Source organism: Ancylothrix sp. D3o, from assembly GCF_025370775.1.
Taxonomy (GTDB): domain Bacteria; phylum Cyanobacteriota; class Cyanobacteriia; order Cyanobacteriales; family Oscillatoriaceae; genus Ancylothrix.
Window position 1 is genome coordinate 1 of the sequence record NZ_JAMXEX010000021.1, and the last position, 25,583, is coordinate 25,583.

At 44.0% G+C, this 25,583-nt stretch carries 20 protein-coding genes; 8 read left to right on the forward strand and 12 right to left on the reverse strand.

What is annotated here, in order from left to right; translation table 11 throughout:
• Positions 1-311: 311 nt before the first annotated feature.
• The gene (locus NG798_RS22825) at positions 312-947 is read right to left on the reverse strand and encodes a MarC family protein (RefSeq protein WP_261226019.1); all 636 of its coding nucleotides are present in this window, start codon (positions 945-947) and stop codon (positions 312-314) included.
• Positions 948-1,202: 255 nt separating this feature from the next.
• On the opposite strand from NG798_RS22825, the gene NG798_RS22830 reads away from it, so the two are divergent.
• Both NG798_RS22830 and NG798_RS22835 read left to right on the forward strand, forming a co-directional pair.
• Positions 1,203-2,312: an alkene reductase gene (locus tag NG798_RS22830; RefSeq protein WP_261226020.1), complete on the forward strand. Its 1,110-nt coding sequence runs from the start codon at positions 1,203-1,205 to the stop codon at positions 2,310-2,312.
• 611 nt (positions 2,313-2,923) lie between these two features.
• On the forward strand, positions 2,924-3,871 hold the full coding sequence (locus tag NG798_RS22835) for a DUF1517 domain-containing protein (protein ID WP_261226021.1): 948 nt from the start codon (positions 2,924-2,926) through the stop codon (positions 3,869-3,871).
• 194 nt (positions 3,872-4,065) lie between these two features.
• Here NG798_RS22835 and NG798_RS22840 read toward each other — a convergent pair whose 3' ends face one another.
• The 5 genes from NG798_RS22840 to NG798_RS22860 form a co-directional block, all read right to left on the reverse strand.
• Positions 4,066-4,908, reverse strand: coding sequence for an ABC transporter permease (locus NG798_RS22840; RefSeq protein ID WP_261226022.1), 843 nt, complete (start codon positions 4,906-4,908; stop codon positions 4,066-4,068).
• Positions 4,909-4,995: 87 nt separating this feature from the next.
• Positions 4,996-5,904, reverse strand: coding sequence for an ABC transporter permease (locus tag NG798_RS22845; RefSeq protein WP_375338996.1), 909 nt, complete (start codon positions 5,902-5,904; stop codon positions 4,996-4,998).
• A 93-nt stretch (positions 5,905-5,997) separates the two neighbouring features.
• Positions 5,998-7,035, reverse strand: coding sequence for a spermidine/putrescine ABC transporter substrate-binding protein (locus tag NG798_RS22850; protein ID WP_317619628.1), 1,038 nt, complete (start codon positions 7,033-7,035; stop codon positions 5,998-6,000).
• A gap of 203 nt (positions 7,036-7,238) precedes the next feature.
• Positions 7,239-7,499, reverse strand: coding sequence for a hypothetical protein (locus NG798_RS22855; RefSeq protein WP_261226023.1), 261 nt, complete (start codon positions 7,497-7,499; stop codon positions 7,239-7,241).
• Positions 7,500-7,548: 49 nt separating this feature from the next.
• Entirely contained in the window at positions 7,549-8,676 is a 1,128-nt protein-coding gene (locus tag NG798_RS22860) for an ABC transporter ATP-binding protein (RefSeq protein WP_261226024.1), read from the reverse strand.
• A 411-nt stretch (positions 8,677-9,087) separates the two neighbouring features.
• Between NG798_RS22860 and NG798_RS22865 the strand changes: the two genes are divergently transcribed.
• Entirely contained in the window at positions 9,088-10,263 is a 1,176-nt protein-coding gene (locus NG798_RS22865) for a SpoIID/LytB domain-containing protein (RefSeq protein ID WP_261226025.1), read from the forward strand.
• Between the two features lie 77 nt (positions 10,264-10,340).
• On the opposite strand, the gene NG798_RS22870 is transcribed toward NG798_RS22865, so the two are convergent.
• The 3 genes from NG798_RS22870 to NG798_RS22880 form a co-directional block, all read right to left on the reverse strand.
• The gene (locus tag NG798_RS22870) at positions 10,341-11,651 is read right to left on the reverse strand and encodes a hypothetical protein (RefSeq protein ID WP_261226026.1); all 1,311 of its coding nucleotides are present in this window, start codon (positions 11,649-11,651) and stop codon (positions 10,341-10,343) included.
• 295 nt (positions 11,652-11,946) lie between these two features.
• A complete protein-coding gene (locus NG798_RS22875; RefSeq protein ID WP_261226027.1) occupies positions 11,947-12,546 on the reverse strand; it encodes a SitI3 family protein in 600 nt (199 codons plus the stop codon).
• A gap of 25 nt (positions 12,547-12,571) precedes the next feature.
• Entirely contained in the window at positions 12,572-13,018 is a 447-nt protein-coding gene (locus tag NG798_RS22880) for a hypothetical protein (protein WP_261226028.1), read from the reverse strand.
• A 118-nt stretch (positions 13,019-13,136) separates the two neighbouring features.
• Between NG798_RS22880 and NG798_RS22885 the strand changes: the two genes are divergently transcribed.
• Both NG798_RS22885 and NG798_RS22890 read left to right on the forward strand, forming a co-directional pair.
• On the forward strand, positions 13,137-15,041 hold the full coding sequence (locus tag NG798_RS22885) for a serine/threonine-protein kinase (protein ID WP_261226029.1): 1,905 nt from the start codon (positions 13,137-13,139) through the stop codon (positions 15,039-15,041).
• 156 nt (positions 15,042-15,197) lie between these two features.
• Positions 15,198-17,444, forward strand: coding sequence for a Tex family protein (locus tag NG798_RS22890; RefSeq protein WP_261226030.1), 2,247 nt, complete (start codon positions 15,198-15,200; stop codon positions 17,442-17,444).
• Positions 17,445-17,603: 159 nt separating this feature from the next.
• Here the strand turns inward: NG798_RS22890 and NG798_RS22895 are convergent, their stop codons facing one another.
• Entirely contained in the window at positions 17,604-18,365 is a 762-nt protein-coding gene (locus tag NG798_RS22895; protein ID WP_261226031.1) for a class I SAM-dependent methyltransferase, read from the reverse strand.
• 61 nt (positions 18,366-18,426) lie between these two features.
• Positions 18,427-20,937 carry an MBL fold metallo-hydrolase gene (locus tag NG798_RS22900; protein ID WP_261226032.1) on the reverse strand — a complete coding sequence of 837 codons (2,511 nt, stop codon included), beginning with the start codon at positions 20,935-20,937 and terminating at the stop codon, positions 18,427-18,429.
• A gap of 327 nt (positions 20,938-21,264) precedes the next feature.
• Here NG798_RS22900 and NG798_RS22905 point away from each other — a divergent pair, with 327 nt between their 5' ends.
• The 3 genes from NG798_RS22905 to NG798_RS22915 all read left to right on the forward strand — a co-directional run bounded on the left by NG798_RS22905 (position 21,265) and on the right by NG798_RS22915 (position 23,587).
• Positions 21,265-21,549 (forward strand): hypothetical protein, encoded by a 285-nt coding sequence (locus NG798_RS22905; RefSeq protein WP_261226033.1) that lies wholly within the window; start codon positions 21,265-21,267, stop codon positions 21,547-21,549.
• A 419-nt stretch (positions 21,550-21,968) separates the two neighbouring features.
• Complete coding sequence (locus tag NG798_RS22910) at positions 21,969-22,658, forward strand: J domain-containing protein (RefSeq protein ID WP_261226034.1); 690 nt, start codon at positions 21,969-21,971, stop codon at positions 22,656-22,658.
• A gap of 56 nt (positions 22,659-22,714) precedes the next feature.
• Positions 22,715-23,587: a 6-carboxytetrahydropterin synthase gene (locus tag NG798_RS22915; protein ID WP_261226035.1), complete on the forward strand. Its 873-nt coding sequence runs from the start codon at positions 22,715-22,717 to the stop codon at positions 23,585-23,587.
• A gap of 181 nt (positions 23,588-23,768) precedes the next feature.
• Here the strand turns inward: NG798_RS22915 and NG798_RS22920 are convergent, their stop codons facing one another.
• Positions 23,769-25,460: a ShlB/FhaC/HecB family hemolysin secretion/activation protein gene (locus NG798_RS22920; RefSeq protein ID WP_261226036.1), complete on the reverse strand. Its 1,692-nt coding sequence runs from the start codon at positions 25,458-25,460 to the stop codon at positions 23,769-23,771.
• Positions 25,461-25,583 lie beyond the last annotated feature (123 nt).

A 25,583-nucleotide genomic window follows, 5' to 3' on the forward strand; every position in this document is an offset into this window, starting at 1 on the left:
GCGGCCAAGATACTTGACGGGTAGCCGTCTGGAACAATAGCTCGGTGCCTGGGCTCTTTTAACAAACACAAACCCCTTCCACTTCACAATGGTAGGGGTTTCTGTTTTTTCGACTTTTTTTCTTTTTTTTTCATTCACTTCTCTTTTACTCATAAAAAAATTCCTTTATTCTTTTTCCAAATTCTTTATGAGCAACCACCTATATAGAGCCGGTTTTGTGTAGAGCGTGGTATGTGGCCGACCTTTTTGTTGAATGCGTTGAATGTACGCCTCTCCAGCAATTAATTTTTTTCTTAACCACACCATTATAATCACGAGCCAAGCTTGAGCAGAACCACTAGACCATCCGCCATGTACTGCACACCTAAAGCAGACAGCAACACTCCCAAAATTCGGGTTACAGCATTAATTCCTGTTGCACCTAAAACGGACGCTAAATATTTAGAACAAGACAAAAAGCCATAGCAAACGCCAAGCAAAATCACATTAATTGTTAAGACAATTGCTAAACCCACAGCAAACGTAAACGTACTTGCCTCATCCAGCAAAATTAGTGTACTTGCTAGTGTTCCGGGGCCGGCAATCAAAGGAATAGCAAGCGGAAACACACTAATATCTCGTTTCAATACGATTTGTTTATCTTCCTCTTTTGTCTCCCCTTCGCTCTCCCCAAATACCATATCCAGACCCAATTTTAACAGCAACAGCCCTGCGGTCACCTGAAACGCCTCAATTGTGATTCCCAAATAATGCAGCAGAAAATTTCCCCCAAGCGAAAACACAAGCAAAATGATCCCCGCAATCAAAATAGCTTGCCGGAGAATACTCGCTTGCTCTTCCTCGGAATAATTACCAGCTAAAGCAATAAAAATTGGGACTAAACCAACCGGATCTATTACAACAAATAAAGTCACAAAAGCTTTTATCGTGAAAGCTAACATGGGCATATAATTTCTCTCGTGCTTTGACATTTCCTATTTTAGAAGTTAAACCCCATTGCTTTTATGTCGGATTGACAACCCGCCCTTTAAAACTTCCTACACAAAAAGCCAGTAAATCCCGCTTCAGGCAATTCTTCTTTTCTCAGCCGCACCAGTCACGTTTGCGCGAACGTTGGCTTGTTTCTACCCGCAGAGGGTTGTAAATCTAAGGCAGATCGAGAGAAACTGTACAATTTGTCAGCCAAATACCGAAAGTTAACAATGAATAACACTAGACATCTTCTTTCATCGGTTCAGCTTGGCCCTTATACCCTGCCAAATCGCCTTGTAATGGCACCGTTAACGCGCAACCGGGCAGGCGATGGCAACGTCCCCGTAACACTCAACGCAACCTATTACTCACAACGGGCATCCGCAGGATTAATCATCAGTGAAGCCACACAAATTTGCCCTGAAGGACAAGGTTATCCCTACACTCCGGGCATTCACAACGCCGAACAAGTTGCAGGCTGGCGGTTGGTTACAGACGCAGTTCACGCGAAGGGCGGTCACATCTTTTTGCAACTGTGGCACGTCGGGCGCATTTCTCACCCTTCCTTGCAACCCGGAGGAGGTTTGCCGGTGGCACCGAGCGCCATTGCACCCGAAGGAGACGCATCTACATTGTCAGGGCCACAGCCTTTCGTCACCCCCCGCGCCTTAGAAACTGCTGAGATCCCTGCTATTGTTGAAAACTACCGTTTAGCCGCTGAAAATGCAATGGCTGCCGGGTTTGATGGCGTAGAAATTCACGCCGCCAATGGCTACCTGATCGATCAATTTCTTGAAGATAGCACCAACCACCGCACAGATCGCTACGGTGGTGACCTAGAAAACCGCGCTCGCTTTTTAATGGAAATCGTCGAAGCAGTAACCAGCGTTTGGGGTGCGAATAAAGTTGGTGTGCGCCTGTCTCCTGCCGGCACTTTTAACAGTATGTCTGATTCTAATCCTCAAGCTCTCTTTAGTTACGTTGCAGAAGCACTTAACCCTTATGGATTAGCTTATTTGCATTTAATTGAGCCAAGACCCGATGAAAATTCCGTTAGTGAGGACTCAGAGCACTCTCCCTTAACTTGCGACTATTTTCGCTCGATTTTTAAGGGGACAATTATCTCTGCCGGTGGCTATAATCAAGAACTTGCAGAAGCCACTATTGCGGCAGGAAATGCAGATTTAATTGCTTTTGGTAGACTTTATATCGCCAACCCAGATTTAGCCGAGCGCTTTGCTGTGAATGCACCTTTAAATCCCTATGACCGCTCTACCTTTTATGGAGGAGATGAAAAAGGTTACACCGATTACCCAACGCTTCAGTTAGAAAAAGTCTAGTTTCTTTGAGCAGAATTCCTCTTTGTTACAGGATCTGTAAATTCCCTTAGCACCTTTTTGGCAGATGGCCTACGGCCCACATTAGGCCATCCCCGCCGGGCTTTGCCTCTCTGGTGGCATTTCTCTTGTGTTTAAGGCTGAATAAATCTGTTTTTGCGTAATTAAATCATATCAAAATTCTCTAATTTTATCCCTACAAAAGACATTGAAACCGTGACTATGGAAGATTTAAATTCCTAGATATTTTTTGGAAGCCTTGTCGCCACTTACCAAGCTGGATCTAACAAATTTTACTAATACTTAAATTCTAACTATTAATTTTTCTGACCTTAATCTAACATTTTAATCTGATTAAAACAAAAGCTTTCACCATTGAAAATTTCAATAAAAATTTAATAATTTCGTGTTTACCGTAAACCCTCATCAAAGGCAACCGGCCTTTTTTATGACAGTACGGATATCTCCCCCTGCAATCTACCCAAAGCTTAGTGCCTAAACTTGAGAGAAAACGATAAATTATAAATGTGTGCAACGTGAAAACAAGCCACGTATCGGCCACCGGCACCCATAAAAGCCGGTTAAGCTTTAATAAAAACAAAAGGCACATCTATATGCGTAAAAAATTCCTTTCCTCCATTAAACCGCTCTTAAAATCCCTGTTCGCCCTTGGGCTAGTTATCTCCTTAGCCTTTTCTCACGCTGAGGGTGCCTTGGCGGCTCGCTCCGGCGGACGTATTGGCGGCGGCTCTTTTAGCGCCCCTAGCCGTACCTACTCTGCACCCCGTAGCTATTCCCCCGGTGGCGGATATGGCGGTGGCTATTACCCCGGTGGCGGTGGTTTTGGTTTTCCGTTTTTAATTCCCTTTGTTTGGGGTGGCGGTGGCGGTTTATTTTCGATTTTGATTTTTATGGCGGTTGCTAGTTTTTTAGTCCAAGCTTTTCGTCGCAGCGCCGGCTCAGAAATTGACTACGATAACCCGACAATTTCGATAGCTAAAGTGCAAGTTGGTTTATTAGCAGAAGCGCGTGGTTTACAACCGGAACTTGATGCTTTGGCAGAAAAAGCCGACACCGGCACCCCCGCTGGACGCGCTCATGTTTTGCAAGAAGCTAGTCTTGCTTTATTGCGTCATCCTGAATTTTGGTACTATGGCTCTGTTGAATCTCAACAAGCTGCTTTACCGGCTGCGGAAGCGAAATTTTATCAGCTTGCTTTAACTGAGCGCAGTAAGTTTACTGAAGAAACTCTCTCGAATTACAACAATATTCTGCGCGGTTCTGAAAGTAATAAATCTTTGCCTGGAAAAGGCGGAGATTTGGCGATTAATGATGGAGCAAGTGAGTATATTGTTGTGACGCTTTTGGCAGCAATGGAAGGTAAAATGCAGTTGCCGGCAATTAATAGTTCTGAAGATTTGCTGCAAGCTTTACGTCAAATTGGTGGTATTTCAAGTGATCGGCTGATGGCGATTGAAATTCTCTGGACTCCTCAAGCTTCTGGAGATACGCTTTCTTCTGATGATATTCTCGCTGAATATCCACATCTCAAACTTGTTTAAAAATTTCTTGTTCTCAGACTAAGCCTGGGAACTGCGCTAAGAGGCTCTGCCTCGTGTGAGCGTCTGGTAAGATTTCCAAAAGGCTCTGCCTCTTCTAAAATAACAGGAGGCGGAGCCTTTTTTTTGCGTTACTAGGCTCTTATATCAATTCTAAAAATTTGTGCAAAAGCGAACCTGTGGAGAACGAGTATTTTTTAACCTTTTTTTTCTTGGCTTTTATTGCTTAAATATTGGCCTATAAATGCCAGGGTGCCCGATGCCAGAATTAAGATCACACTTAAGGCATTGATGTCTGGTTTTACTCCTGTTCTAATGCGGCTAAAAACTTCCATTGGTAAGGTGGTGGAGCCGGTGCCGGCGGTGAAACTGGCAATCAGAAAATCATCCATACTTAACACAAAAGCAATTAAACAACCAGATACAATTCCTGGCAGTAATTGAGGAAGCAAAACTTTAATAAAGGCTTGGGTTGGGCTTGCACCTAAATCAAGAGCCGCTTCTTCTAAAAAGGGGTTTAAATCTGCCAGCCGCGTTGATACGGCTAAGGCAATATAAGCCAAGCAAAACACGATATGAGCGGCTACAATTGTCCACAAACTCAGTCGAATTTGCACTGCTGCTAAAAATACTAGCGTTGCCACTGCAATTGCAATATCAGGGACAATCAAAGGCAAGTAAGAAACACCCAAAAATAAATTTTTTCCAGGAAACTTGTAACGCGATAAACCCACTGCCAACAATGTACCAAACAAGGCAGAAATTAACACAGCGCTGAAGGCGACGGTTAAGCTATTTTGAAAAGCGCTTAATATTCGTCTATCGCTAAAGAGTTTGCCGTACCACTGTAGGGTAAAGCCTTCCCAAGTGGCACTATAGGCAGATTGGTTGAAACTGTAAAGGCTGAGGACGAAGATGGGCAGATACATGAATAGATACATGACTACGGAAAAGATAACCTGCCAGGAAACCTGAATTTTAGGTTTATTCAACATATCTGCCGGAATTTCCTCCTGTTGTTGGCTTAGTTTGTCTGACATACTGATTTTAGATTTTGGATTTTCGATATCCGTAGGGTGTTTTTGAGGTGGAATTTTGGATGGTAAAGCCGCTGCAATTGGGGATTTTTAGCGAGCAACATCCCGGTCGCCATATTTGAGTAAGAGGGCAATTCCTACGGTGACAAACATGATTAATACCATGCTCATTGCTGAACCAAATCCCCAGTTTTGTGTGGCTCCTAAAAATTGATTGTAAATTAACCGGGCTGCGGTCATGCTGCTTGCCCCCCCAAGTAATTCTGGATCTACAAAATCGCCCATACAGCTAATAAAAACGAGTAAAGAACCGGCTGCAATTCCGGGCATTGTTTGGGGGACGGTGATTTTCCAGAAGCTTTCTAGGGGTTTTGCTCCTAAGTCGGCTGAGGCTTCTAATAAACGTTTATCTAGCTTTTCTAGGGAAGCGTAAAGAATGAGTACCATGTAGGGTAAATAACTGTAGGTCATGCCAATTAAAACGGCTGAGCTTCGGTTGAGTAAATCGAGGGCCGGCAGTCCGATGGCTGTGAGTACGGTGTTAAGTAGGCCGGTGCGCCGCAAGATGGTAATCCAAGCATAAGAACGCAATAAGGATGATGTCCATAGGGGCAAAACAAAGCCTAACAATAGCAAATTTCTCCAGCGTTTGGGGCTCATTTGGGCGAGCCAGTAAGCAACTGGAAAGCCTAAACCTAAGCAAAAAATTGTGGTGCCAATTGAAAAGAAAAGTGACCTCCCCATGACTTGCAGTTTGATGGGTTCAAAAACTCGCAGGTAGTTCTCAATTCCGGAAGGAATGACTAAATCTCCGGGTTTGATGTTGGGGACTAAACTAAGTTGAAAAATGATTAAGGTTGGTAATACCAACAACAAAAATAACCACAGGCCGGCGGGGCCAAGTAAAACAGCGGGCCCTATGATATTTGAACCCAGCCGGCGGATATCTAGCTGAGATTGGGGGTTTGTTGGGGTAGGGTTTTTGGTAGATACGGACACTGATTTAACCTTCGTTTTGTCAAGAGTTATGGCGAAAATTCCTTAATTATTAATCAGCAATTAGACGAATTACTAATTACTAATTACTAATTACTAACCGCTGGTTAATTGCGTCCAGAAACGCTCATAGAGTTCTGTGATGTCTGGGGACACCGGCAAGATGCGTTCGCATTTTTCGAGGGCGGCTTCTGGGGGAAATAAGCTAGTATTATTGCGTACCTCTTCGGGTAATAATTCCATCGCTTTTTTGTTGGGAGTTGCAAAACTCAATCGTTGGCAAATTTTGGCAGCGATGCTTGGTTGATATACGAAGTTAATCCACGCATAAGCTGCATCAACGTTAGGAGCAAATTTCGGAATTACCATTGTATCTGTCCACAAAGAAGATCCACTTTTTGGCAATGCGTAGCGCAAGTTTTCGTCTTCGGACATCATCTCATTGGCATCCGCAGAGTAACACATCGCCATATTCATGTCCCCGCTTAAAATTTGCGGGCGCCAGCCATCGGTAGTAAAAGAGGCGATGGCAGGTTTGAGGGAAACTAATTTTTGATAGGCTTCTTTGAGTTGTTCAGGATTTGTTGAGTTGTAAGAATATCCTAACATTCGCAATGTTGCCCCCATGACTTCTCTGGGGTCATTGAGGAGGGTCAGACGCCGATAAAGCGTTTGCTGAAATTTCCAAAGATAATTCCAGTCATCGGGGGCTTGTTTGATTTTTTCGCTGTTATAAATTAGGCCGGTGGTTCCCCAGCTTATCGGTACACTGTAGCGATTATTTGGGTCATAGCCGGGGTTTTGGAATTGGGGAATTAAGTTAGCTAAACCCGGTAAACGAGAGTGATCAATTTCGCTGATAATGCCTAATTCAGCCATTTTTTTTACGGTATAATCAGAGGGATAAATGAGGCTGTAAGCTCCTCCCCCGCTGGCCTGAATTTTTGCTAACATGGCTTCATTAGAATCAAACACATCGGCAATTACTTCGATCCCGGTTTGTTCTGCAAAGCTATCGAGTAACTCTTGATCTGTATATCCCGCCCAAGTAAACATATACATTTTATTGGGTGGTAAAGGGCCCGGAGACGACTGCACCTCAGCCAGACGCCAGCCACAGCTAGATAGGGCCATTCCCGAAAGTGCGGCCCCTGATGTTTGCAAAAATTGGCGTCGGGTTATTCCCTTGTTTTCAGTTGGTTTGGTTTGGGCTTTTTTTTGCAGCCCACGAGGCAGACGAAATCTCTGTAAATCAGTCGGTGGCACTGTCTTTTTTCCCGCTTATTTCTGACTAAATCAAGGCTTTATTAACAATATCTTACTGATTGCTCTAATGGCTAAATTTCTCCTGTTTTGGCATCGGTATTTTGGCAGGCCAACATGATTGTAGGGGAAATTTTTTGGAAGAAAAAGGTGATTAAATGGGCCATAAACCACTTTTTGATCCCCTGTTGATAGCCATAGGCACTTTTTTGGCATTGGTGTTGTAGGTCAACTACAAATGAGGCGCCATCAGTGGCTTTCAAAGTTGCAATGGCTGTGAAATAGAAATGAGATTCTATCTCATCTAAACTGTGATATAAGCCATTATTTTTCATTAAATTTACCTTTTTTGCGTGTTTTTTACCCAGGATAAAACATTGTTTCCTACACGGATAAAGCAATGCAATCACCTGCCGACCAAGAGGCATAAATGGGGGTGTCGCTTGAGGGTGAATTTCCGAGGGTATTGGGCTGCATAACGGTGATTAAATCTCCTGATGCTAACTCAACGACATAGTGTACATGAGTTCCCATAAACATAACGTGCTTGAGCCGGCCTTCAAAGGAATTTACCTCAACGCTGGGGGGATAAAGGCTGAGTTGAATTTTTTCAGGCCGCACACTCAATACCACATCTGCGCCGGTGGCATAGTTAACATCTTGTTGTGGTTGGACAATAATTTTTAGTTTTTTATCGGTGATAATTTGTAGGCTGGAAGCGTCTTGAGTTTCGATGCGTCCTTTAAACAAATTTGTATCTCCAATAAAATCGGCAACAAAGGGGGTGCCTGGTTTTTCGTAAATTTCAACCGGGTTGCCAATTTGCTCGATGCGACCATAATTCATTACGGCGATGCGGTCAGATAATGATAGGGCTTCTTCTTGGTCGTGAGTAACCATGACAAAGGTTAAACCCAAATCTTTATGCAGGTTTGAAAGTTCTACCTGCATTTCTTTACGCAGTTTTAAGTCGAGGGCGCCGAGGGGTTCATCGAGGAGGAGTACGGCGGGCCGGTTAACTAAGGCTCTGGCTAAGGCGACTCGTTGCTGTTGTCCGCCGGAAAGTTGGGCCGGGTAGCGGTTGGCGTAGGCTTCCATTTTGACGAGTTTGAGGGCTTCTCGGACTCTGGTTTCGATTTCGGCTTTTCCCAGACGTTTGATCCGCAGTCCAAAGGCGATATTTTCTGAAACGCTGAGGTGATTAAAAAGGGCGTAGCTTTGAAATACGGTGTTGACCGGCCGGCGGTATGGGGGAACTTGGGTCATCGACTGTCCGCGTATGTACAATTCGCCGGCGGAGGGCATTTCAAAACCGGCAATCATGCGGAGGGTGGTGGTTTTCCCACATCCAGACGGGCCAAGGATGCTGAAAAATTCTCCCTGGTGAATGTCGAGGTCTACACCACGCACTGCGGTTTCGCCGTTATAAACTTTAAAGACTTTGCGGAGTTCTACGTCGAGGTTTTTGTCGCTAACAGTTGCGCCTCGATTTTGGGTTGCCGTTTGTATCATAGTTTTTACCTGGGGTGATGCCTACCCTTAAAAGTTGAGCTTTTGGTTGGGTTAGGGGGTTTGGGTTTATTGTATCGATCCGGTTTGTTTTTCGCTCAAGTTGTTTTGTGTTTTGTTATAAAGCTTTGGGTTATGCTTTGATGGCTATCTACTCATTTAAAATTTTTTTGGACAAAATTTTTCCCACAGCCGTCTTTTGTCCCACAAATATGATATCAAAGTCTGTTAGACCGGCCCGTTTTGGCTGTCTTTCATCTCTCTTGCATCCTTTAATTTTTTAGCAGAGGAGGCCGGCAGGATGCTAGTCTCTGGCAATCACAAGGGTGGCGGGGCTTTACTACCGCGATACCAGACAATTAAATGTTCTACCACAAGTCAAATTATTTGTTTCCCTGTGAGGAATTTTTCCTGATGAAGACTAGATTTTTTTTCGATTTTATGGTAATGCAATTGAAAAATATGCGGGGCCGGCACTGGTGGCTGTCTTTGCTCGTTTGGTTTATTTTGGCTTTTCCAGCAGCGGCGCGGGAGTTGCGGGTGGCTATTGAAGAAGGGGTTAGTCAGGTAAAGCTCGGTAGTTCGACGAATGCGACGGTGACGGATGGCACCGGCAAGGTTTTGGGCCAGCTTGCGGGGATGAATGGGTTTGCGGCGCAATTGAAAAATGGTATGGTGGCGCTCGACCGTTGGCAAGCTGGAGAAATTAAAATTCAACCGACCGGCGAGGGGTATGTTTATATAGGAGATCGCTGGTATCGCGGTAGTATTCGCATTGTTTCCACAGGCAAAGCTCTCACGGCTGTAAATCATGTGGATATCGACAATTATCTATACAGTGTGCTGGGGGCGGAAATGGATGGCACTTGGCCCCAAGAGGCTTTGAAAGCGCAAGCTGTGGCGGCTCGTTCCTATGCTTTGTATGAGCAAATTAACAATTTTAATGGCATTTCTGATGTGGGAGATACGCAGGGATGGCAGGTTTATAAAGGGGTGGAAACGGAGTCTCAGGGTACTTATGCGGCTGTGAATGCTACAAAAGGGCTGTTTATGGCTTATAACAATCAGGTAATTTTGGCGGCGTTTCATTCTTGTTCTGGCGGACGTACTGAGAATGTTGAGGATGTTTGGGTTGATCCGCTGCCGTATTTGCGAAGTGTGCAAGATTATGATGAGGGGGCGCCTGGGTGCCGGTGGTCTCAAACGCTTTCACGGGAAGACCTCAGCCGCAAAATTCCGGGGGTAGGGAATGTGGTGGCTTTTGTGCCTGAAAAGACGATAGAAAAAACTGGCAGAATTATCAAAATGAAGGTGATCGGGGATGCGGGGACTAAGGTTATTGATGGGGAGGAGTTGCGGCAAAACTTAGGGTTGAATAGTAGCTTGTTTAAAGTGATTCCTCAAGGGGGAACGTCAGATAAGGCGAATAGTAAGCCGGTGCCGACAGGTTTTGTGTTTCAAGGGGCCGGTTTTGGTCATGGTTTGGGTTTGAGTCAGTGGGGTGCTTATAATTTGGCGCGTCAAGGTTGGAATTATCAAGCGATTTTGACTCATTATTATCAAGGGGCAATTTTGGCAAAGATGCAATAGTTTTTTGTCGTTTGTGAAGCAATTAAAAGCCCGGTTTCTTGAAGAAACCGGGTTTTTAAAAACCTAAATTTTCAGGGTTAATCGTCGTTGCTATTTAGCCGGCGCATCCAGTCGTCTTCGCCTTTTTCGATTTTCTTAAATTCTTGTTCTTCGAGGCCGGTTTCTGTGGTGTAGGCGAGGTTTTCTGTGGTGATGATGTTTTGACCGGCAAATTGTTTGGCAAAGGTTAATTTGTGCTGTAATTGTTGATCGGGTTGAGTTAATAGGTTGGCGCGTTCTTGTCGTAATTGGTTGCGTTTGTCGATTTTTTGGTTTTGGAATTTTATCCAAAAATATCGCGCAGTTGGAATGGCAAGAAATCCAACTCCGTAGGCAAGTAATAGGCCATAAATAGAGGCAGCAAAAGCAGCTATCCCGCCAATTTCTTCTACTATTTCGGGGTTGCGTAATAGGTAGCCGAGAAACACGGCACCGGCTAGGTTAACAACTCCTAAACCGCCTGCTAAGAATATCTGTCCTGATGTGGCTTTGCTAAACCGCCATAACCATTCGCGGAGGTAGGCGGGGAGGGGGGTTTCTTCTGTGTGTTCGCGGGCGGTGGTTTGCAGTTCTGGGAAGTGGTAGATTAATTGTCCTTCGTTGCTGACTTCTGGCCTGCCATTGAAGCGGGTAAGTACGGGCAACATATATTCTTCATATTCGCTGGCGTAGCCTTTGGCAATTTCATCGAGGTATGGTGCGATTTGTTCGGCGATGACTGCGCCTTTGTTGTTGCGGATAACTCTGCCGATAATTTGCCAGCGTCTTTCATCGAGGTTGGCGTTGGGGTTGCCATCGCCAAAGATGAAGGAAAAAACGGCTTCTAAAAAGTTAAATTCGCGTTTTTCTTCGGGAGAATAGCGGCGGTAGGGCCGGTTATCGTAGTCCCAATAAAAGAACCAAAACCAATCGGGGCCAAACCAAAATCGGGGGTAAAATATGCCTCCACCACTTGATGATCCGCTATCGCCTCTGTCGTCATTGCTGGAGTTGATGGCGGTGAGGATGGCGAAGATGGCGACGAATATTAGGACGATGGAAAGTATTAATATTAGGCCGAAGGATATGCGGATGAGGTAAAATAAAACTCGCCATATTTTTTGCCACCATTCTTGTATTTGCAGTTGGATATATTTGTTGCGGAGGATGTCGCGGAAGTTTTGGGGGAACTGGTAAACGACATCGCCGGTTTCTGCGACTTGCAGGTGTCCACCGGCTTCGGAGGCGAGGGTGAGGAGTCCTTTTTCGGCGAGGTTGATGTTGAGGCCGGCTTTTGTGGCGACGTCGCCGACGGTGACGCGGTAGCCGAGTTGCTCAACGGCTTGCATGATGTTGGGTTCGGTTTGCATGGGTGTTTCTTGTGAGGGGTTTAATTTCTAGTATAGAAGTTTGAGTTTTTTTGGGGGGGAGGTTTTTAATTGAGTAAGAAAACATCGATAGGGATGCTTTTATATTGCCATTGTTATACATAATTAGGTTTGTTTAGTGGTAATTTGTTTAGCATCTAGGTAATTTATTGTAGGTTGGGTAGAGCTTGCGAAACCCAACTACCAAAATTAGGATTGGTTGGGTTTCGTACCTCTACCCAACCTACAACCTACTTTGAACAACTCCTAACCTATCATTTACTAACCGACACCGAATTTAGTTTTGAGAAAGTTCTGCTATTTGAGTGTTTATGTAGGCTTCTATGGCTTGGTTTGCTAGTTCTGTGAGGGATATTCCTTGACGAATGGCGATTGATTTTAGGCGGGTGTGTGTGGCGTTACTGATGTTAAGGCTGGGGGGTTCATGGGATAGCAGGGGTGAGGGTAAAGATTCAATATAAAAGGGTTGTTGGATTTCGGCGAGTTGAGTTTCTGACCAGGTTGCTAAGTCTTTGTTAAAAATTAAGGCACCGGCAATTTTTTCTAAGACAATACTTTCGCCGTTAAAGAGTAAGACGGCATCACCTGGGAGGCTATTTAAAAGTGTGGTTGTTGCTAAAAGAAGGCTGTGTTTACCTTGCTCATAATCTTGATTTGAATCTAGCCAAAACCAGATATTTACTGTGGGGGTAAATCCAAAGAGGGATTGCATAAAAGTTTGTCGGTTTTCGTTTTCTGCAATTGCCGATATAACAATGCCAGGGCTGTACAATGTTTGGTTTTTTTCCCACTCAAAGTTAAGTTGTTTTGCCAATAGTTCTAAGGTTTGCTTAGGTTGGAGATTAGTGGCTATTCTTAAATCATAGTCTAAGGACATTTGTCGCTCCTTTAAGTTTTAAAGATTAGGGAAAAATTGGGATAATTGTTTGCTCTTTTATGGCGATGATTTCTAGGAGATCAGAAATGGGGTTAGCTGTTAATTGCTGTTTAATTTCTTCAATAGATAGAAGGCTATCGTTTAGGTTTAAAATAATTCGTTGTGTTTGTCCGAGGGCAACTTTTCTAGCGAGGGTGTCAATAATATTATAGGCTGTTGTTCGAGAGGCCGGTGCATAACAATCAAAAATTTGTCCTTCTATTCGGTAGTCGGGGCGTTTTCTGGTGTGACTTACCGAGGGTCTTTGCTCGACATTATAGCCGGCTTGGGCGAGAGTTATTGCGGCTTCGTTTTCTCGCAAAAGTGCTCGCTTTGTTTCTGCATCGTCGTTACTTCTAATTTCTGCCGGTGTGCCGGTGGGTATTCTGCCGGTTTTTCCTGATGGTATGGTGTGTGATGGTAAGTTTTGCATTATTTTTTCATTAAAAAGCCTCAACAACTCCTAAGCTACCACTGCTATTTAACAAAAACTAGACAAGTCTTGCGGCATAAATCCTGTATGATCAAAATGCCGCCTACCCCAAGTTTCTATGAGTCTCTGCATCAATCCGACTTGCCCGCAACCAAACCACCCGCAAAACGGTTTTAATCGCTACTGTGAAAAATGTGGCTCTGATTTACTCCTAGAAAAACGGTATCGGGTGCTACGATTATTGAATAATAACAGCGGCTTTGGGGATATTTATGAAGCCTACGAGACAGGCTCAACCAAAATCCTTAAAGTTTTGAAACAAAACCATAATAATAATGCCAAAGCTGTAGAACTTTTTCAAAAAGAAGCGGAAGTTTTAGGGCAATTAAATCATCCTGGGATTCCTAAAGTCGAGGGGTATTACCAACATTTGACAAAAAATGGCGGGCTGGTGCATTGCATTGTCATGGAAAAAATCGAGGGGCTAAATTTAGAAGAGTGGTTACAGCAACAGGGAAATAAAGGCATTAATCAAGAACTTGCAATTAAGTGGTTAAAAGAGTTAGCAGAAATTTTGCAGCTTGTGCATGAAAAAGAGTTTTTTCATCGGGATATTAAGCCGCCAAATATTATGATACGGTCTGATGGCCGGTTGGTGTTAATTGATTTTGGCACAGCGAGGCAAGCAACTTATACTTATTTGGCAAAGGTGGGTATGAGAGGAGGCATTACCGCTGTTATTTCCGCAGGATATACGCCACCAGAACAGCAAAATGGTCAAGCAGTCCCCCAATCAGATTTTTTTGCCTTGGGGCGGACTTTTGTACATTTATTAACTGGCCGGTATCCTTTGAAATTTTATGATCCTAATAAGGATAATTTGCTATGGCGTGATCATGTTTCTGGGGTATCTTCTGTTTTATTGAATTTTATTGATGAGTTAATGGCTGCAAAGCCCAGCCAGCGACCTTTGAATGCTCAGGTTTTATTAGAGCGAATTGGGGAAATTGAATGCAAGTTAACTCCAGTTGTTAAACCACCTGTAACTAAACCTCAGCAGCGCCGTAATTTGCTTGATTTCTTCGCAGGTACATTATCAAATCTACAAATCGGCAATGTAATCCGCACTCTTTCTGGCCATTCCCTTGGGGTTAATTCTGTCGCCATCAGCCCAGATGGGCACACTATTGTCAGCGGAAGTTGCGACAAAACTATCAAAATATGGAATCTGCAAACCGGCAATGTAATCCGTACTCTTTCTGGTCATTCCGACTGGGTTGATTCTGTTGCCATCAGCCCGGATGGGCAGACTTTAGTCAGTGGGAGTAAGGACAAAACTATCAAAATATGGAATCTGCAAACCGGCAATGTAATCCGCACTCTTTCTAGTTATTTTATTGGTCATTCCGACTCGGTTAATTCTGTCGCCATCAGCCCGGATGGGCAAACTTTATTCAGTGGGAGTGCTGACAGTACTATCAAAATATGGAATCTGCAAACTGGCAATTTAATCCGCACTATTCCTGCTCATTACAACGGGGTTAATTGTGTCGCCATCAGTCCGGATGGGCAGACTTTATTCAGTGGTAATGGGAGTGCTGACAGTACTATCAAAATATGGAATCTGCAAACCGGCGATTTAATTCGCACTCTTTCTGGTCATTCCTACTGGGTTTATTCTGTTGCCATCAGCCCAGATGGGCAGACTTTAGTCAGTAGCAGTGATGACAAAACTATCAAAATATGGAATCTGCAAACTGGCAATTTAATCCGCACTCTTTCTGGTTATTTTGTTGGTCATTCCGACTCGGTTGATTCTGTCGCCATCAGCCCGGATGGGCAGACTTTAGTCAGTGGGAGTAAGGACAAAACTATCAAAATATGGAATCTGCAAACCGGCAATTTAATCCGCACTCTTTCTAGTCATTCCGACTGGGTTGATTCTGTTGCCATCAGCCCGGATGGGCAGACTTTAGTCAGTGGTAGTAATGACGCAACTATCAAAATTTGGCGGCTGAAATAAGGATATTAAAACCGAAAGCAGGCTTCATAAAAAAACGGCTTTTAATTGCAAACTATTCGATTTCAGCTATAAATACTGATGAAAAAAGCCGGTTTCTTAACCCCTAGGCGGAAAACCTAATTATAATAGAAAAAGTAGACTCCAAAACCAGCATCTATGACCAACCTAGAACAATTCATCGCACAAGAACTATCCATCACACCTGATCAAGTCAAAAACGCCCTCGAACTCTTCAGCGAAGGCGCCACCATCCCCTTTATTGCACGATACCGCAAAGAACGCACCGGCACACTCAACGAAACACAATTGCGCGATATATTAGACCGGCACACCTATTTAACCGAACTGCAAGACCGCAAAAAATCCATTTTAAAAGCAATTGAAGAACAAGGAAAACTCACCCCAGAATTAAAACAAAAAATCGAAACAACCCTGCAAAAAACCGAACTAGAAGACCTTTATTTACCCTACAAAACCAAACGCCGCACCCGCGCCACAACCGCCCGCGAAAAAGGCTTACAACCCCTCGCAGATTTTATTAAATCCCTCAACAACAAAACCGCCGCCGCTGTTTCCATAGAAACCGAAGCCGCCAAATATATCTCCGAAGAAAAAGCCGTCAAAACTGCCGAAGAAGCCCTCAAAGGCGCTGCCGACATTTTGGCAGAAGAAATTTCCGAAAAAGCAGAAATTAGAGCCTATTTACGCGATTACTTTATGGAATCTGGAGTCTTTGTCTCCCAGATAAAAGAAGAATTCCCAGAAGGCAGCACAAAATTTGAAATGTACCGCAATTATAAGTGCAAATTACAAGACATTGCACCCCATAACTTGCTGGCTTTATTCCGGGGAGAAACCGAAAAAGTCCTAGAAGTAGATTTATCCTACGATGAAGACGTAGTTTTAGGATATTTAGAAACCCAAGAAATCAAAACCAAAGTGCCGGCCATCAGACAATTTTATCAAACAATGCTCAAAGATGCCTTTAACCGGCTCATCAAAAATTCCCTAATTACAGAAGTACGATCTGCCAAAAAATTAGAAGCAGATATCGGATCAATTCAAACCTTTGAAACCAACCTCCGAGAGTTGTTACTTTCGGCACCGGCAGGAATGAAACCCACCCTCGCTGTTGACCCTGGTTTTCGCACCGGCTGCAAAGTTTCTGTACTTAGTGAAACCGGCAAATTTATCGAATATCAAGCCATTTTCCCACACACCGGCGCCGGTCAACGAGCACAAGCCGCAGAAACTCTCAAAAAACTAATTCAAAAACACAAAATTGAACTCATTGCTATTGGAAACGGCACCGCTTCCCGCGAAACTGATGAATTTGTAGGCGAAGTGTTAAAAAATCTCGACCGTAAGCCGGTAAAAGTAATTGTCAATGAGTCCGGTGCTTCTATCTATTCAGCATCGCCGGTAGCCATTGAAGAATTCCCCGATTTAGATATTACAGTACGCGGTGCAGTTAGTATCGGGCGCCGGTTGCAAGACCCCCTCGCCGAACTGGTAAAAATTGACCCCAAATCAATTGGAGTCGGACAATATCAGCACGACGTAGACCAAAAATTACTCAAGAAAAAACTTGATGAAACTGTCGAAAGTTGCGTTAACTATGTAGGAGTTGACCTCAACACAGCCTCAAAAGAATTGCTGACTTTTGTATCAGGATTAACCCCAGCCGTTGCCAAAAATATTGTAGCTTATCGCAACGAAAATGGAGCCTTTAAAAATCGCCGGCAACTGTTAAAAGTGCCGAAATTGGGGCCAAAAGCTTATGAACAAGCGGCGGGTTTCTTACGCATTCGTGGCGGCCAAAATCCCCTAGATAATACGGGAGTTCACCCCGAAAGTTATGGGGTGGTAGAGAAAATTGTGGCTGATTTAAAAGTGCCGGTGGATAATATCAGCGAAATAGCGGGGAAAATTAAAAGCATTGACTTGAAAAAATACGTCACAGAAACGGTAGGTTTACCGACGCTGAAAGATATTATCAGTGAATTGGAAAAACCAGGTCGAGACCCCCGCGCAGAGTTTAAATATGCCACCTTTAAGGAAGGAATTAAGGAAGTTAAAGATTTGCAAGTGGGGATGGAATTAGAAGGCATTATTACCAACGTTGCTAACTTTGGGGCGTTTGTTGATATTGGGGTGCATCAAGATGGTTTGGTGCATATTTCCCAATTAGCAGATCGCTTTGTTTCTGATCCGAACACGGTTGTTAAAGTTGGTCAAGTTGTGAAAGTGCGAGTGTTAGAAGTGAATGAAAAGTTAAATCGGATTAGTTTAACAATGCGAACTCAAGAAAGGCAGGCCGGTGTTCGTCCGGCGATAAAAGAAGAACCTAACAAACAAGCAAGTATTGATGATTTAAAGGCGAAGTTTGGCAGGAAAAAATAAGGGACTTGTTGATAAGGATAACATTAAGTCGCCGGTTAAAATCTGTGTCTACAGGAAAAAAACCTCCAAAGGAGGTTAGAACAATTCATTAGTCCGTTAGGACTTATTTCATGTAGATGCCGGTTTTAACCGGTGGCTTCTTGTTTCTGGTTTCTCCAATTAACCCTCAACATTTTTACCCTTCTCAAAAACCAAAATATGCTGCTGCGGTAAAACCCCTATAGTTTCCTTCCAAACTAACCCAACCGCAGCCATTTCTTTCTTCACTTGCTTTTGTGTCATTTTGTGTAACGCCTTAATCGCAATAAACGGATTTTCACCGCGATATTCCACTAAAACCACCCTTCCCCTAGCCTTCAAACCCCTAACAATTCCTTCCATCATTTCCCTGGGGTAAGCAAACTCGTGATAAGCATCCACCATAATTGCTAAATCAACGCTATTTTCGGGCAAGTTGGGATTGCTTTCTGTGCCTAATATTGTCTCGACGTTTTCAAAGTTATATCGCTTTTTAAAATTCTCCAACATCTCAATCATTTCTGGCTGTACATCCACCGCCAAAACCTTACCTTGCGGAACTTTTTGGGCCATCATCAAACTAATATAACCCGTACCGGCCCCAATATCTGCTACCACATCGGCAGGTTTTAACCCTAAACTTTCCACTAATAAAGCCGGTTGTTCTTCCCATTCTCGACTCGGACGTTCCAGCCAAGATGCACCCAAATGTCCCATCACTTGAGCAATTTCTCTTCCCATATAAAACTTGCCAATTCCATCAGGACTATGCAGCGTTCTTTGCTCATAAATATTGCCATTTGTAACAACACCGGCCCCACTTAACATCAAACCCAACCACAAAATCAAAGCAATTATTACTAACCGCACCCAGGGATATTTTTTTACCCTTAAAAAATTCATTGGCTTTTCTCCTGATTGATTAAAAACTTTTTTAAAGGCAGATGTACGCCCAGAATTGCGCCTATATCTGCGGTTCAATTAATTGTTCTTGCCGGCGCATAAATTCAGGACAATCAGCACTGGGTGCCACTTGCAAAGTATGCAGCGGACTTTCCTCACACCGGCAAGTACCTTTCTCAAAAAACTTACACACAGCACAGCAATCTTTCCCCGATTCCATAGCTGCTTCAAGGGCGATATGATAAGTCGTTAAAGGAGTAATCCTTAAATGAATTCCATCCCATTTTGCCCGCAAAATTCCATTGGCAGATAGAGCCTTCCAGCGCGGATCTTCCTCGACAATATGAGCGGGTATTTTTAACCAAGCTCCCTCTACTTCTGCCTCAATATTTATCTCAAATTCCGCCGGCAATTCTATCTTAGCAATTTGTTGATCACTCAGGTGCTCCGGCGCTTCTCCGTATTCAATTATCTCCCCCACTTCGGGAATATGAACATAAAGTTTATCCTTTAAATCTCCTGCGTTTGCTAATTCCCGTAGCGCTTCTCTGGAACCGTGAATTAAAACTAAATGTTTAGGATTGACGCGACTTATAACTTGGCAAATACCCGTTCTATCTGCATGAGCCGATAAATTAAACCGGCGCACTTCTGCTTTTACAGTTACTTGTTTGCCATCTAATTCTATCGTATCTCCTGTTTCCAAATTCTGCAATAATCGCCCCGGACTTTCTTCGTCTGTATAGCCAGAAATAAAAATTGCCGCATTGTCTCTTTCCAACAAAACCGAGGCATAATAAACACTTGCCCCCCCAGTTAACATTCCCGAACTGGCAACAACAATACTCGGTTTTGCTATGGCTAAAGGTCGTTCCCTGGGATTAGCAATCGCAATAATGGGAGGAATGCCTTTTTCATCACAAAACGGCTCAGTATTGCTATTACGAACCAAATTTTGCACCGATGCCGGCATTAAATGTAAATTGTCTCGAAAAGTTTCTGTAACCGCTCTCACCAACCCATCAACATACACCGGCACCTGATTTTTTTGGAATAAATGACTGGTACGAATTGCCAGCAAAATTTCTTGAGCTCGTCCCAAAGCAAAGGCCGGTATTAACACATTTCCCCCCGCTTCAACTACTTCGGCAATAGCATTCATTAAAGCGGTTTCTTGGGTTTTTCTGCTGGGGTGACAATCCGCGCCATAGGTAGATTCAGTAATTAAAATATCGGCTTCGGGTAAATCGCTTAATTTTAAACCTTCAGTAGTCCGAGAAGAAGCGGTGTTATAGTCGCCGGTGTAAAATAAAGAACGTTTGCCATAACGCAAATAAATACACGCCGCGCCCAAAATATGACCGGCATTAATAAAGCGGACAATTAAACCGGGTAACGGTTCAAAATCTACGCCTATCGGTTGCGTTTCTAAGCGGAAAAGAGTGCTTTGCAAATCTTCTTCATCAAATAATTCTGGTGAATCTTCCCGCTGCTGAATTTTTAAACAATCTCTCAGCATAACGTGGGCAATTTCACGGGTGCCTGCTGTGCAAATCATCCGCGTCCCCGGAAATTGTTTGTGGAACACCGGCACGGCGCCTAAATGATCTTGATGACCATGAGAAATAATTAATAAATCTGGGTTTTGGAGATATTCTAAAGCCGGTAAAGGCTCCCAACCTTTCGGGCGTGTTCCGCAGTCTAAAATTACTTCATACTGCCCAATTAATACCCTAAAACATGATGCCCCAATGCCTTTTGCAGCCCCTAAAGGAGTGACACTTAAACGATGTTTGTTAGCTTCTTTTTCTTCTTCGGGGTTTTCTACTTTGGCTGTGGCTCTTGGAAATAGATAAACTTCTCCTTGACTTCCTTTAGAAAAAATTCTAATTCTCGCTCGTTGTTTGGTGGGTAGATGATCCGCTTCCCATTCCCAGTTAGTGAAGTTGCGTTTAATCGGCACACCCAACTGCCACCCCGTTAGGCCGGTGTGCTCTGCCAGTACCGCTTCCGCCATTTCGTTTGGCGGTGCACCTTCTCTTGTAGAGATTTTCAGTTTTTGCAATTCGGCTTCAGATAGACCGGCAGGCTTGTTCTCGAAGGGTTCGTTTTCGTCTAAAGCTTCATCCACATAGGGAATGGCTTGTTGAATGTATAGTTCGTTTCCCTGTCTAACTGCCAAAACTCGCCACAGAGTACCCACTTTCATTTCAGGCCGGGGGCTGAGTAGAGTGGGGCGGAGGGTTTTTTGGCCCGGACGGCTAACTTTGAGTTGGATGAAGCTATTACGCTTGCCAATGAGGGTGACGCGGCCAATGAGCCGGCATTGATCCGGTAGATTATAGTTGGGGGGTAGCGGTTGGACGTCTTGGATGGAGACGGTGGCGATGATGCCGGTGGAGTCGATGCTTGGCACCACGTTCCAGAGATGAATACCGGTGGGTATTTCTTTGCCGCCGGTACTGGTGATCCGCAGGCGGATGGAGTCTTTGGTAATCAGGTATTGGCCGGTTTCGGTGGTTTCGATGTGGCCGGTGAGGGTAAATTGAAGGGTGGGGTGGTTGTCAAACACAGCAGTTATTTTTGTAAGGTGGGTGATACCGGCCTCTTGCCCTGAAAAAACGAGTGTTACAGGGTGTTTTGCCGATGGGGTTTATTTTTTTATATTGTCTTTCTTTATTTTGAAGCGTTAGAGATTGTTTGAGGCAAGAGGCTTTAATGATGTGGTTTTAAAGTTCATTGCTGATCATACCACCAAGGCTAAATTAAATATTATCACAGCGGCTCTACTTTCCAACCTCTTACGTTCTGAAAAAACAACATTTTCTTCTGCTTTCTCTCAATCCAACGGATAAAAAACAATTATAACCCATTTCTTATTTTAGAGGTAAATATCATCATGTCAGCGCGCTTTCAAAAATCTTTTCAAGACGATCCGCGCTTAAGTTATCAACTTTTTAATCTCCTCCAAATCGTTTTTCCTGAATTGGGTTTCTCAGAAATTGCCGAACCAGCAAGAAAGGCAGGCGCTGCTTGGGAAACTGCATCAACTCCTTTTATATTTTTTCAGAAAAATCAAGTTGTTTCTCATGTAGGGGTTTTAGAAATTCCCCTTTGTTTAATGGGAGAAAATATCACCGTTGCCGGCATTCACGCTGTCGCCACCCATACCTATATACTATAGCCAAAAGTTAGATATTCTAATTTGTGCCGAAATTACTGGCAAACAGCTAAAACTTTTTGATATAGTCGCTGAGAAAATGTGTCCTCTCAGAGAAATTCTGCGGCGATAACCCGAACCGGTGGAGGAGGTTATAATACATTTCAGTCCTGATCGCCTCGATGCCAGCGTCCAGCCAGTCCCTCACATCCTTGATGGGAATTTATACCTGATGGTTCGTGGTTGCTTTCCACCCGAAGGTCAACTTTTTATGTTACCACGCTCGGCCCGTTGCTAATTAAATATTTCTGTCGGAGAGGTTGACAAATCTCCCCGAAATATGAATAAAAACTATTTCCAAAAAAAAGGAAATGGAAAATTTGAGCGTCAAAGGCGACACCGCTACCCAACCATTAGAAATTTCCCTCAAGAATTGAAAAATTATGGCAGACTCAAATCATTATCAAATACTGCAAGTTAGCCCCAAAGCCACTCAAACAGAAATCAAACAAGCTTATCGACGCCTGGCAAAACAATTCCACCCCGACAGTAACCAAGACACAGCCAGCCACGAGCATATTGTACGCCTGAATGCAGCTTATGAAATATTAGGGGATAGCCAAAACCGGCAATCTTACGACCGGCAACTTTTTGCAGCCACGACTCACCGCCAACAACGCACCGCCAACGCACAAAGACACTATCAACAACAGCGAGAAACTGAACAAGATACCGATAAACAATTACAACAGTGGATGCGACAAGTTTATAGGCCGGTTAATCAAAAACTGGCGAGCATTCTTAATCCCCTCAAAAGTCAAATTGACGAACTTTCTGCCGATCCTTTTGATGATGAATTGCTCGAAGCCTTTCAAAGTTATATTAACCACTGTCGTGAACTTCTCAAAGGAGCACATCTTTGTTTTCGATCTATGCCAAACCCCAGACCGGTTGCCGGTGTAGCTGCCAATCTCTACTACTGTTTAAATCAACTAGGCGATGCTTTGGATGAACTAGAAACCTTTACCCTAAACTACGATGAGCACTATTTGCACACCGGCCAAGAAATGTTTCGCATCGCTGCCGGTTTGCGGCGAGAAGCAATGGCAAATATAAAAAATATCCCAGATTAAAAACCCGCCCAAACCCGATAGAATGAAAGAAGGTTTACTTAACTTTACAATTACTCATGCAGTGCATAATCAATCGCAGGGCTGAGTTTTCGGCCAGTCACCGCTACTGGCTCCCTGAACTCAGCGAAGCGGAAAACCGGTCTACTTTTGGCCTCTGTGCCAATGCGCCCGGACACGGCCATAATTATACTTTGTATGTGTTGATGGCCGGTCAAATCGATGAGTACGGCATGGTCTTGAATTTGTCTGATGTCAAGCACGTTATCAAGCGGGAAGTCACCGGCCAGCTAGATTTTTCCTTCCTTAACGATGTGTGGCCAGAATTTCAGCAAACTCTGCCAACCACCGAAAACATTGCACGGGTGATCTGGCAAAAACTCTCTCCCCACCTCCCGCTTGTCCGCATTCAACTTTTTGAACATCCCGAACTCTCGGCAGAATATTTAGGTAACGGTATGGAAGCTTATCTCACAGTTGGTACTCACTTTAGCGCTGCTCACCGGCTCGCTCGTCCCGATCTCAGTTTTGAAGAAAATACCGAGATATATGGCAAGTGCGCTCGCCCGCACGGTCACGGGCACAACTATCAATTAGAAGTGACGGTTAAAGGTGAAATTGACTCGCGCACCGGCATGATTGTTGATTTGGTTGCGCTGCAAAAAGCAATTGAAGATTATGTGGTGGAACCTTTCGATCACACATTCTTAAATAAAGATATTCCCCATTTTGCTGAAGTGGTTCCTACGGCTGAAAATATCGCCGTTTATATTGGTCAGTTGTTACAAAACCCGATTCAAGAATTGGGGGCCGAGTTGCACAAGATTAAGTTGATTGAAAGTGCTAATAATTCTTGTGAAATTTATGCTTCTGATTTGGAAGCTGTCTCTAGCAAGCGAGTAGCCAGTGAGCCGGTTTTGTTGCCGGTTTAAGAATAAAAAACCGCTTCGGTAAGGCAGGCAAGATGCCTGCCCCACTGATGTTAGGCGTAGCCGCGCGTAGCGCTACGCAGAAGTAGATGGGTTATTCTCTATGGCTAAGGTTTTTTAAGAGGGTTTTATCAGCGTTTATCTGCGTTCATCTGCGGGTTTTTAAATGACTTATGATAATAACCTAAAAAGGCTGCACTTGAATAGAAAAAGATAAGCCTTGATCTTGTAAAGAATTGCCTTGATTTTCGACGTCTTTTAGAGGAATTCCCCAATCTAAACGGGCAGAAAAACGATTGTTTTGCCAGCGTAATCCCAGGCCGGTGCTGATAAGTGTATTGGGGTTAGAAACTTCTGTTTGATTGTTCCAAACTGTGCCTAGATCAAAAAAAGGCCCTATTTGAATTAATCCTAAACCTTCGGGTTGGCGCACAAGCGGAAAGCGGAATTCTACAGAACCAACAATGCCGTTATCGCCAATTTGTTGATTTTGCCGGTAGCCTCGAATTGTATCTACTCCGCCGATAGTAAATTGCTCTAAAGGTAACAGGGAATGGGGCGTAAGTTGGGTGGCAATTCGGGCAATGGCGATGCTATCTTCTCCTAATGATTCTACCCATTGAAATTGTCCTACCCAACTAATAAATCTGCCATCGGGGCCGGTTTCATTTACTGTTGCGCCTAAGATTCCTAAACCTAAATTAAACTGGGAACGGGCGGCTAAAACTCGATTGGAACTGCGTTTTACCCAATCTTGACTAAATCTAAGGGCTGTTATTTGTGAAACACCATTTTCTGAGCCGGCAGAAAAGGAAAAGGGTACATCGTCTAAAATAAATGTTTCGCTACGGCGTAAATCTGCCGATAAACCGAGTGTAAATTCTTCTTGGGGTGTACGAGTCACCGGCTGACGAAATCCTATCGCTAAGGTTTGAGAATTGCCGTTAATTCCTAAAGCCTCAAAGGGGTCTTCTATAACGCGGCTGTTACTGTTGGCATAACTTAAACTCAAAGTTCCATCGCGGGGATTGAGGGGAATTGCGTAGTTAAGATTATAGGTTTTTACGCCTTCGGTGAGGCCAAAGTTAGCGCTAAAAACATCGCCAAATCCTAATACATTATTGTGGCTAACACCGGCACTGTAGCGAATTTCACCGACGCTTGGCGAGTCGTGGTTATCGACAGAAAGGGTGGCTGCAAAAGCTGGGGATTCTTGTAAGTCTAAAATTAAAATACTGCGTCCGGGGCTGGTGCCGGCGGTGAGTTCTGCTCTCACACGCGAAATGCGGGGATCAAGTTGTAATAATTGTAAGGCAGTTTCGAGTTTTTGAAGGTTGACCGGCGCAGCTGCGGCTATGGCAATGCGAGATCGCACATAATTTTCTCGCAACCGTTTTAATCCTTTGATTTCAATGTTTTCTAATTCGCCTTCTACGACTTGAATTTTTATCACGCCGCTGGAAATATCTTGCGGGGGTAAAAAAGCCCCGGATGTGGTGTATCCTTTGCTGGTGTAAAGATCGGTGATGGCTCCGCGAAGGGCGATCAGTTGTTCAAAACTGACAATTTGGTTTTCAAAAGGTGCGACGACTGCGGCAATTTCTTCTGGCGAAAATACAGTATTTCCTAATATTTCAATGCGCTGTACTTGGATGGTTGTGCTGTCTGTGGGGGGTTTTGGTGAGGGTGTTGGTGCCGGTGGGGTGAGGGTGGGTGGGGGTATGGGTGTGGGTATGGGTGCCGGTAGGGGGGACAGTTCTGGCCGTTTCGGTTCGAGGGTTCCAGGGGGAAGGGATGGCGGTGTTTGAGCGGTGCTGGCGGGGCTGAGGCTGCTGTAAAGCAGGCCGGTGAGTGCGAGCAAAAATTTAAGGTTCATAAAGGGTTATGCTGCCTGGGTGACAGAGTTTTATAGCAACTCCAGAAAAAATTTACAAAAAATTCCTAGCACAATACGGATAAATAAAAGATCCACAGAAAGAAGTTTATGTCTTGGGGTTAA

What these genes read in the sequence shown, in the direction of transcription:
- NG798_RS22920 (WP_261226036.1), bottom strand. Translation starts at nt 25,460, where the DNA reads ATGAACCTTAAATTTTTGCTCGCACTCACCGGCCTGCTTTACAGCAGC.
- NG798_RS22875 (WP_261226027.1), bottom strand. Translation starts at nt 12,546, where the DNA reads ATGTCCTTAGACTATGATTTAAGAATAGCCACTAATCTCCAACCTAAG.
- NG798_RS22885 (WP_261226029.1), top strand. Translation starts at nt 13,137, where the DNA reads ATGAGTCTCTGCATCAATCCGACTTGCCCGCAACCAAACCACCCGCAA.
- NG798_RS22890 (WP_261226030.1), top strand. Translation starts at nt 15,198, where the DNA reads ATGACCAACCTAGAACAATTCATCGCACAAGAACTATCCATCACACCT.
- NG798_RS22830 (WP_261226020.1), top strand. Translation starts at nt 1,203, where the DNA reads ATGAATAACACTAGACATCTTCTTTCATCGGTTCAGCTTGGCCCTTAT.
- NG798_RS22880 (WP_261226028.1), bottom strand. Translation starts at nt 13,018, where the DNA reads ATGCAAAACTTACCATCACACACCATACCATCAGGAAAAACCGGCAGA.
- NG798_RS22860 (WP_261226024.1), bottom strand. Translation starts at nt 8,676, where the DNA reads ATGATACAAACGGCAACCCAAAATCGAGGCGCAACTGTTAGCGACAAA.
- NG798_RS22870 (WP_261226026.1), bottom strand. Translation starts at nt 11,651, where the DNA reads ATGCAAACCGAACCCAACATCATGCAAGCCGTTGAGCAACTCGGCTAC.
- NG798_RS22850 (WP_317619628.1), bottom strand. Translation starts at nt 7,035, where the DNA reads ATGGCCCTATCTAGCTGTGGCTGGCGTCTGGCTGAGGTGCAGTCGTCT.
- NG798_RS22895 (WP_261226031.1), bottom strand. Translation starts at nt 18,365, where the DNA reads ATGAATTTTTTAAGGGTAAAAAAATATCCCTGGGTGCGGTTAGTAATA.
- NG798_RS22825 (WP_261226019.1), bottom strand. Translation starts at nt 947, where the DNA reads ATGCCCATGTTAGCTTTCACGATAAAAGCTTTTGTGACTTTATTTGTT.
- NG798_RS22915 (WP_261226035.1), top strand. Translation starts at nt 22,715, where the DNA reads ATGCAGTGCATAATCAATCGCAGGGCTGAGTTTTCGGCCAGTCACCGC.
- NG798_RS22835 (WP_261226021.1), top strand. Translation starts at nt 2,924, where the DNA reads ATGCGTAAAAAATTCCTTTCCTCCATTAAACCGCTCTTAAAATCCCTG.
- NG798_RS22840 (WP_261226022.1), bottom strand. Translation starts at nt 4,908, where the DNA reads ATGTCAGACAAACTAAGCCAACAACAGGAGGAAATTCCGGCAGATATG.
- NG798_RS22910 (WP_261226034.1), top strand. Translation starts at nt 21,969, where the DNA reads ATGGCAGACTCAAATCATTATCAAATACTGCAAGTTAGCCCCAAAGCC.
- NG798_RS22855 (WP_261226023.1), bottom strand. Translation starts at nt 7,499, where the DNA reads ATGAAAAATAATGGCTTATATCACAGTTTAGATGAGATAGAATCTCAT.
- NG798_RS22865 (WP_261226025.1), top strand. Translation starts at nt 9,088, where the DNA reads ATGAAGACTAGATTTTTTTTCGATTTTATGGTAATGCAATTGAAAAAT.
- NG798_RS22905 (WP_261226033.1), top strand. Translation starts at nt 21,265, where the DNA reads ATGTCAGCGCGCTTTCAAAAATCTTTTCAAGACGATCCGCGCTTAAGT.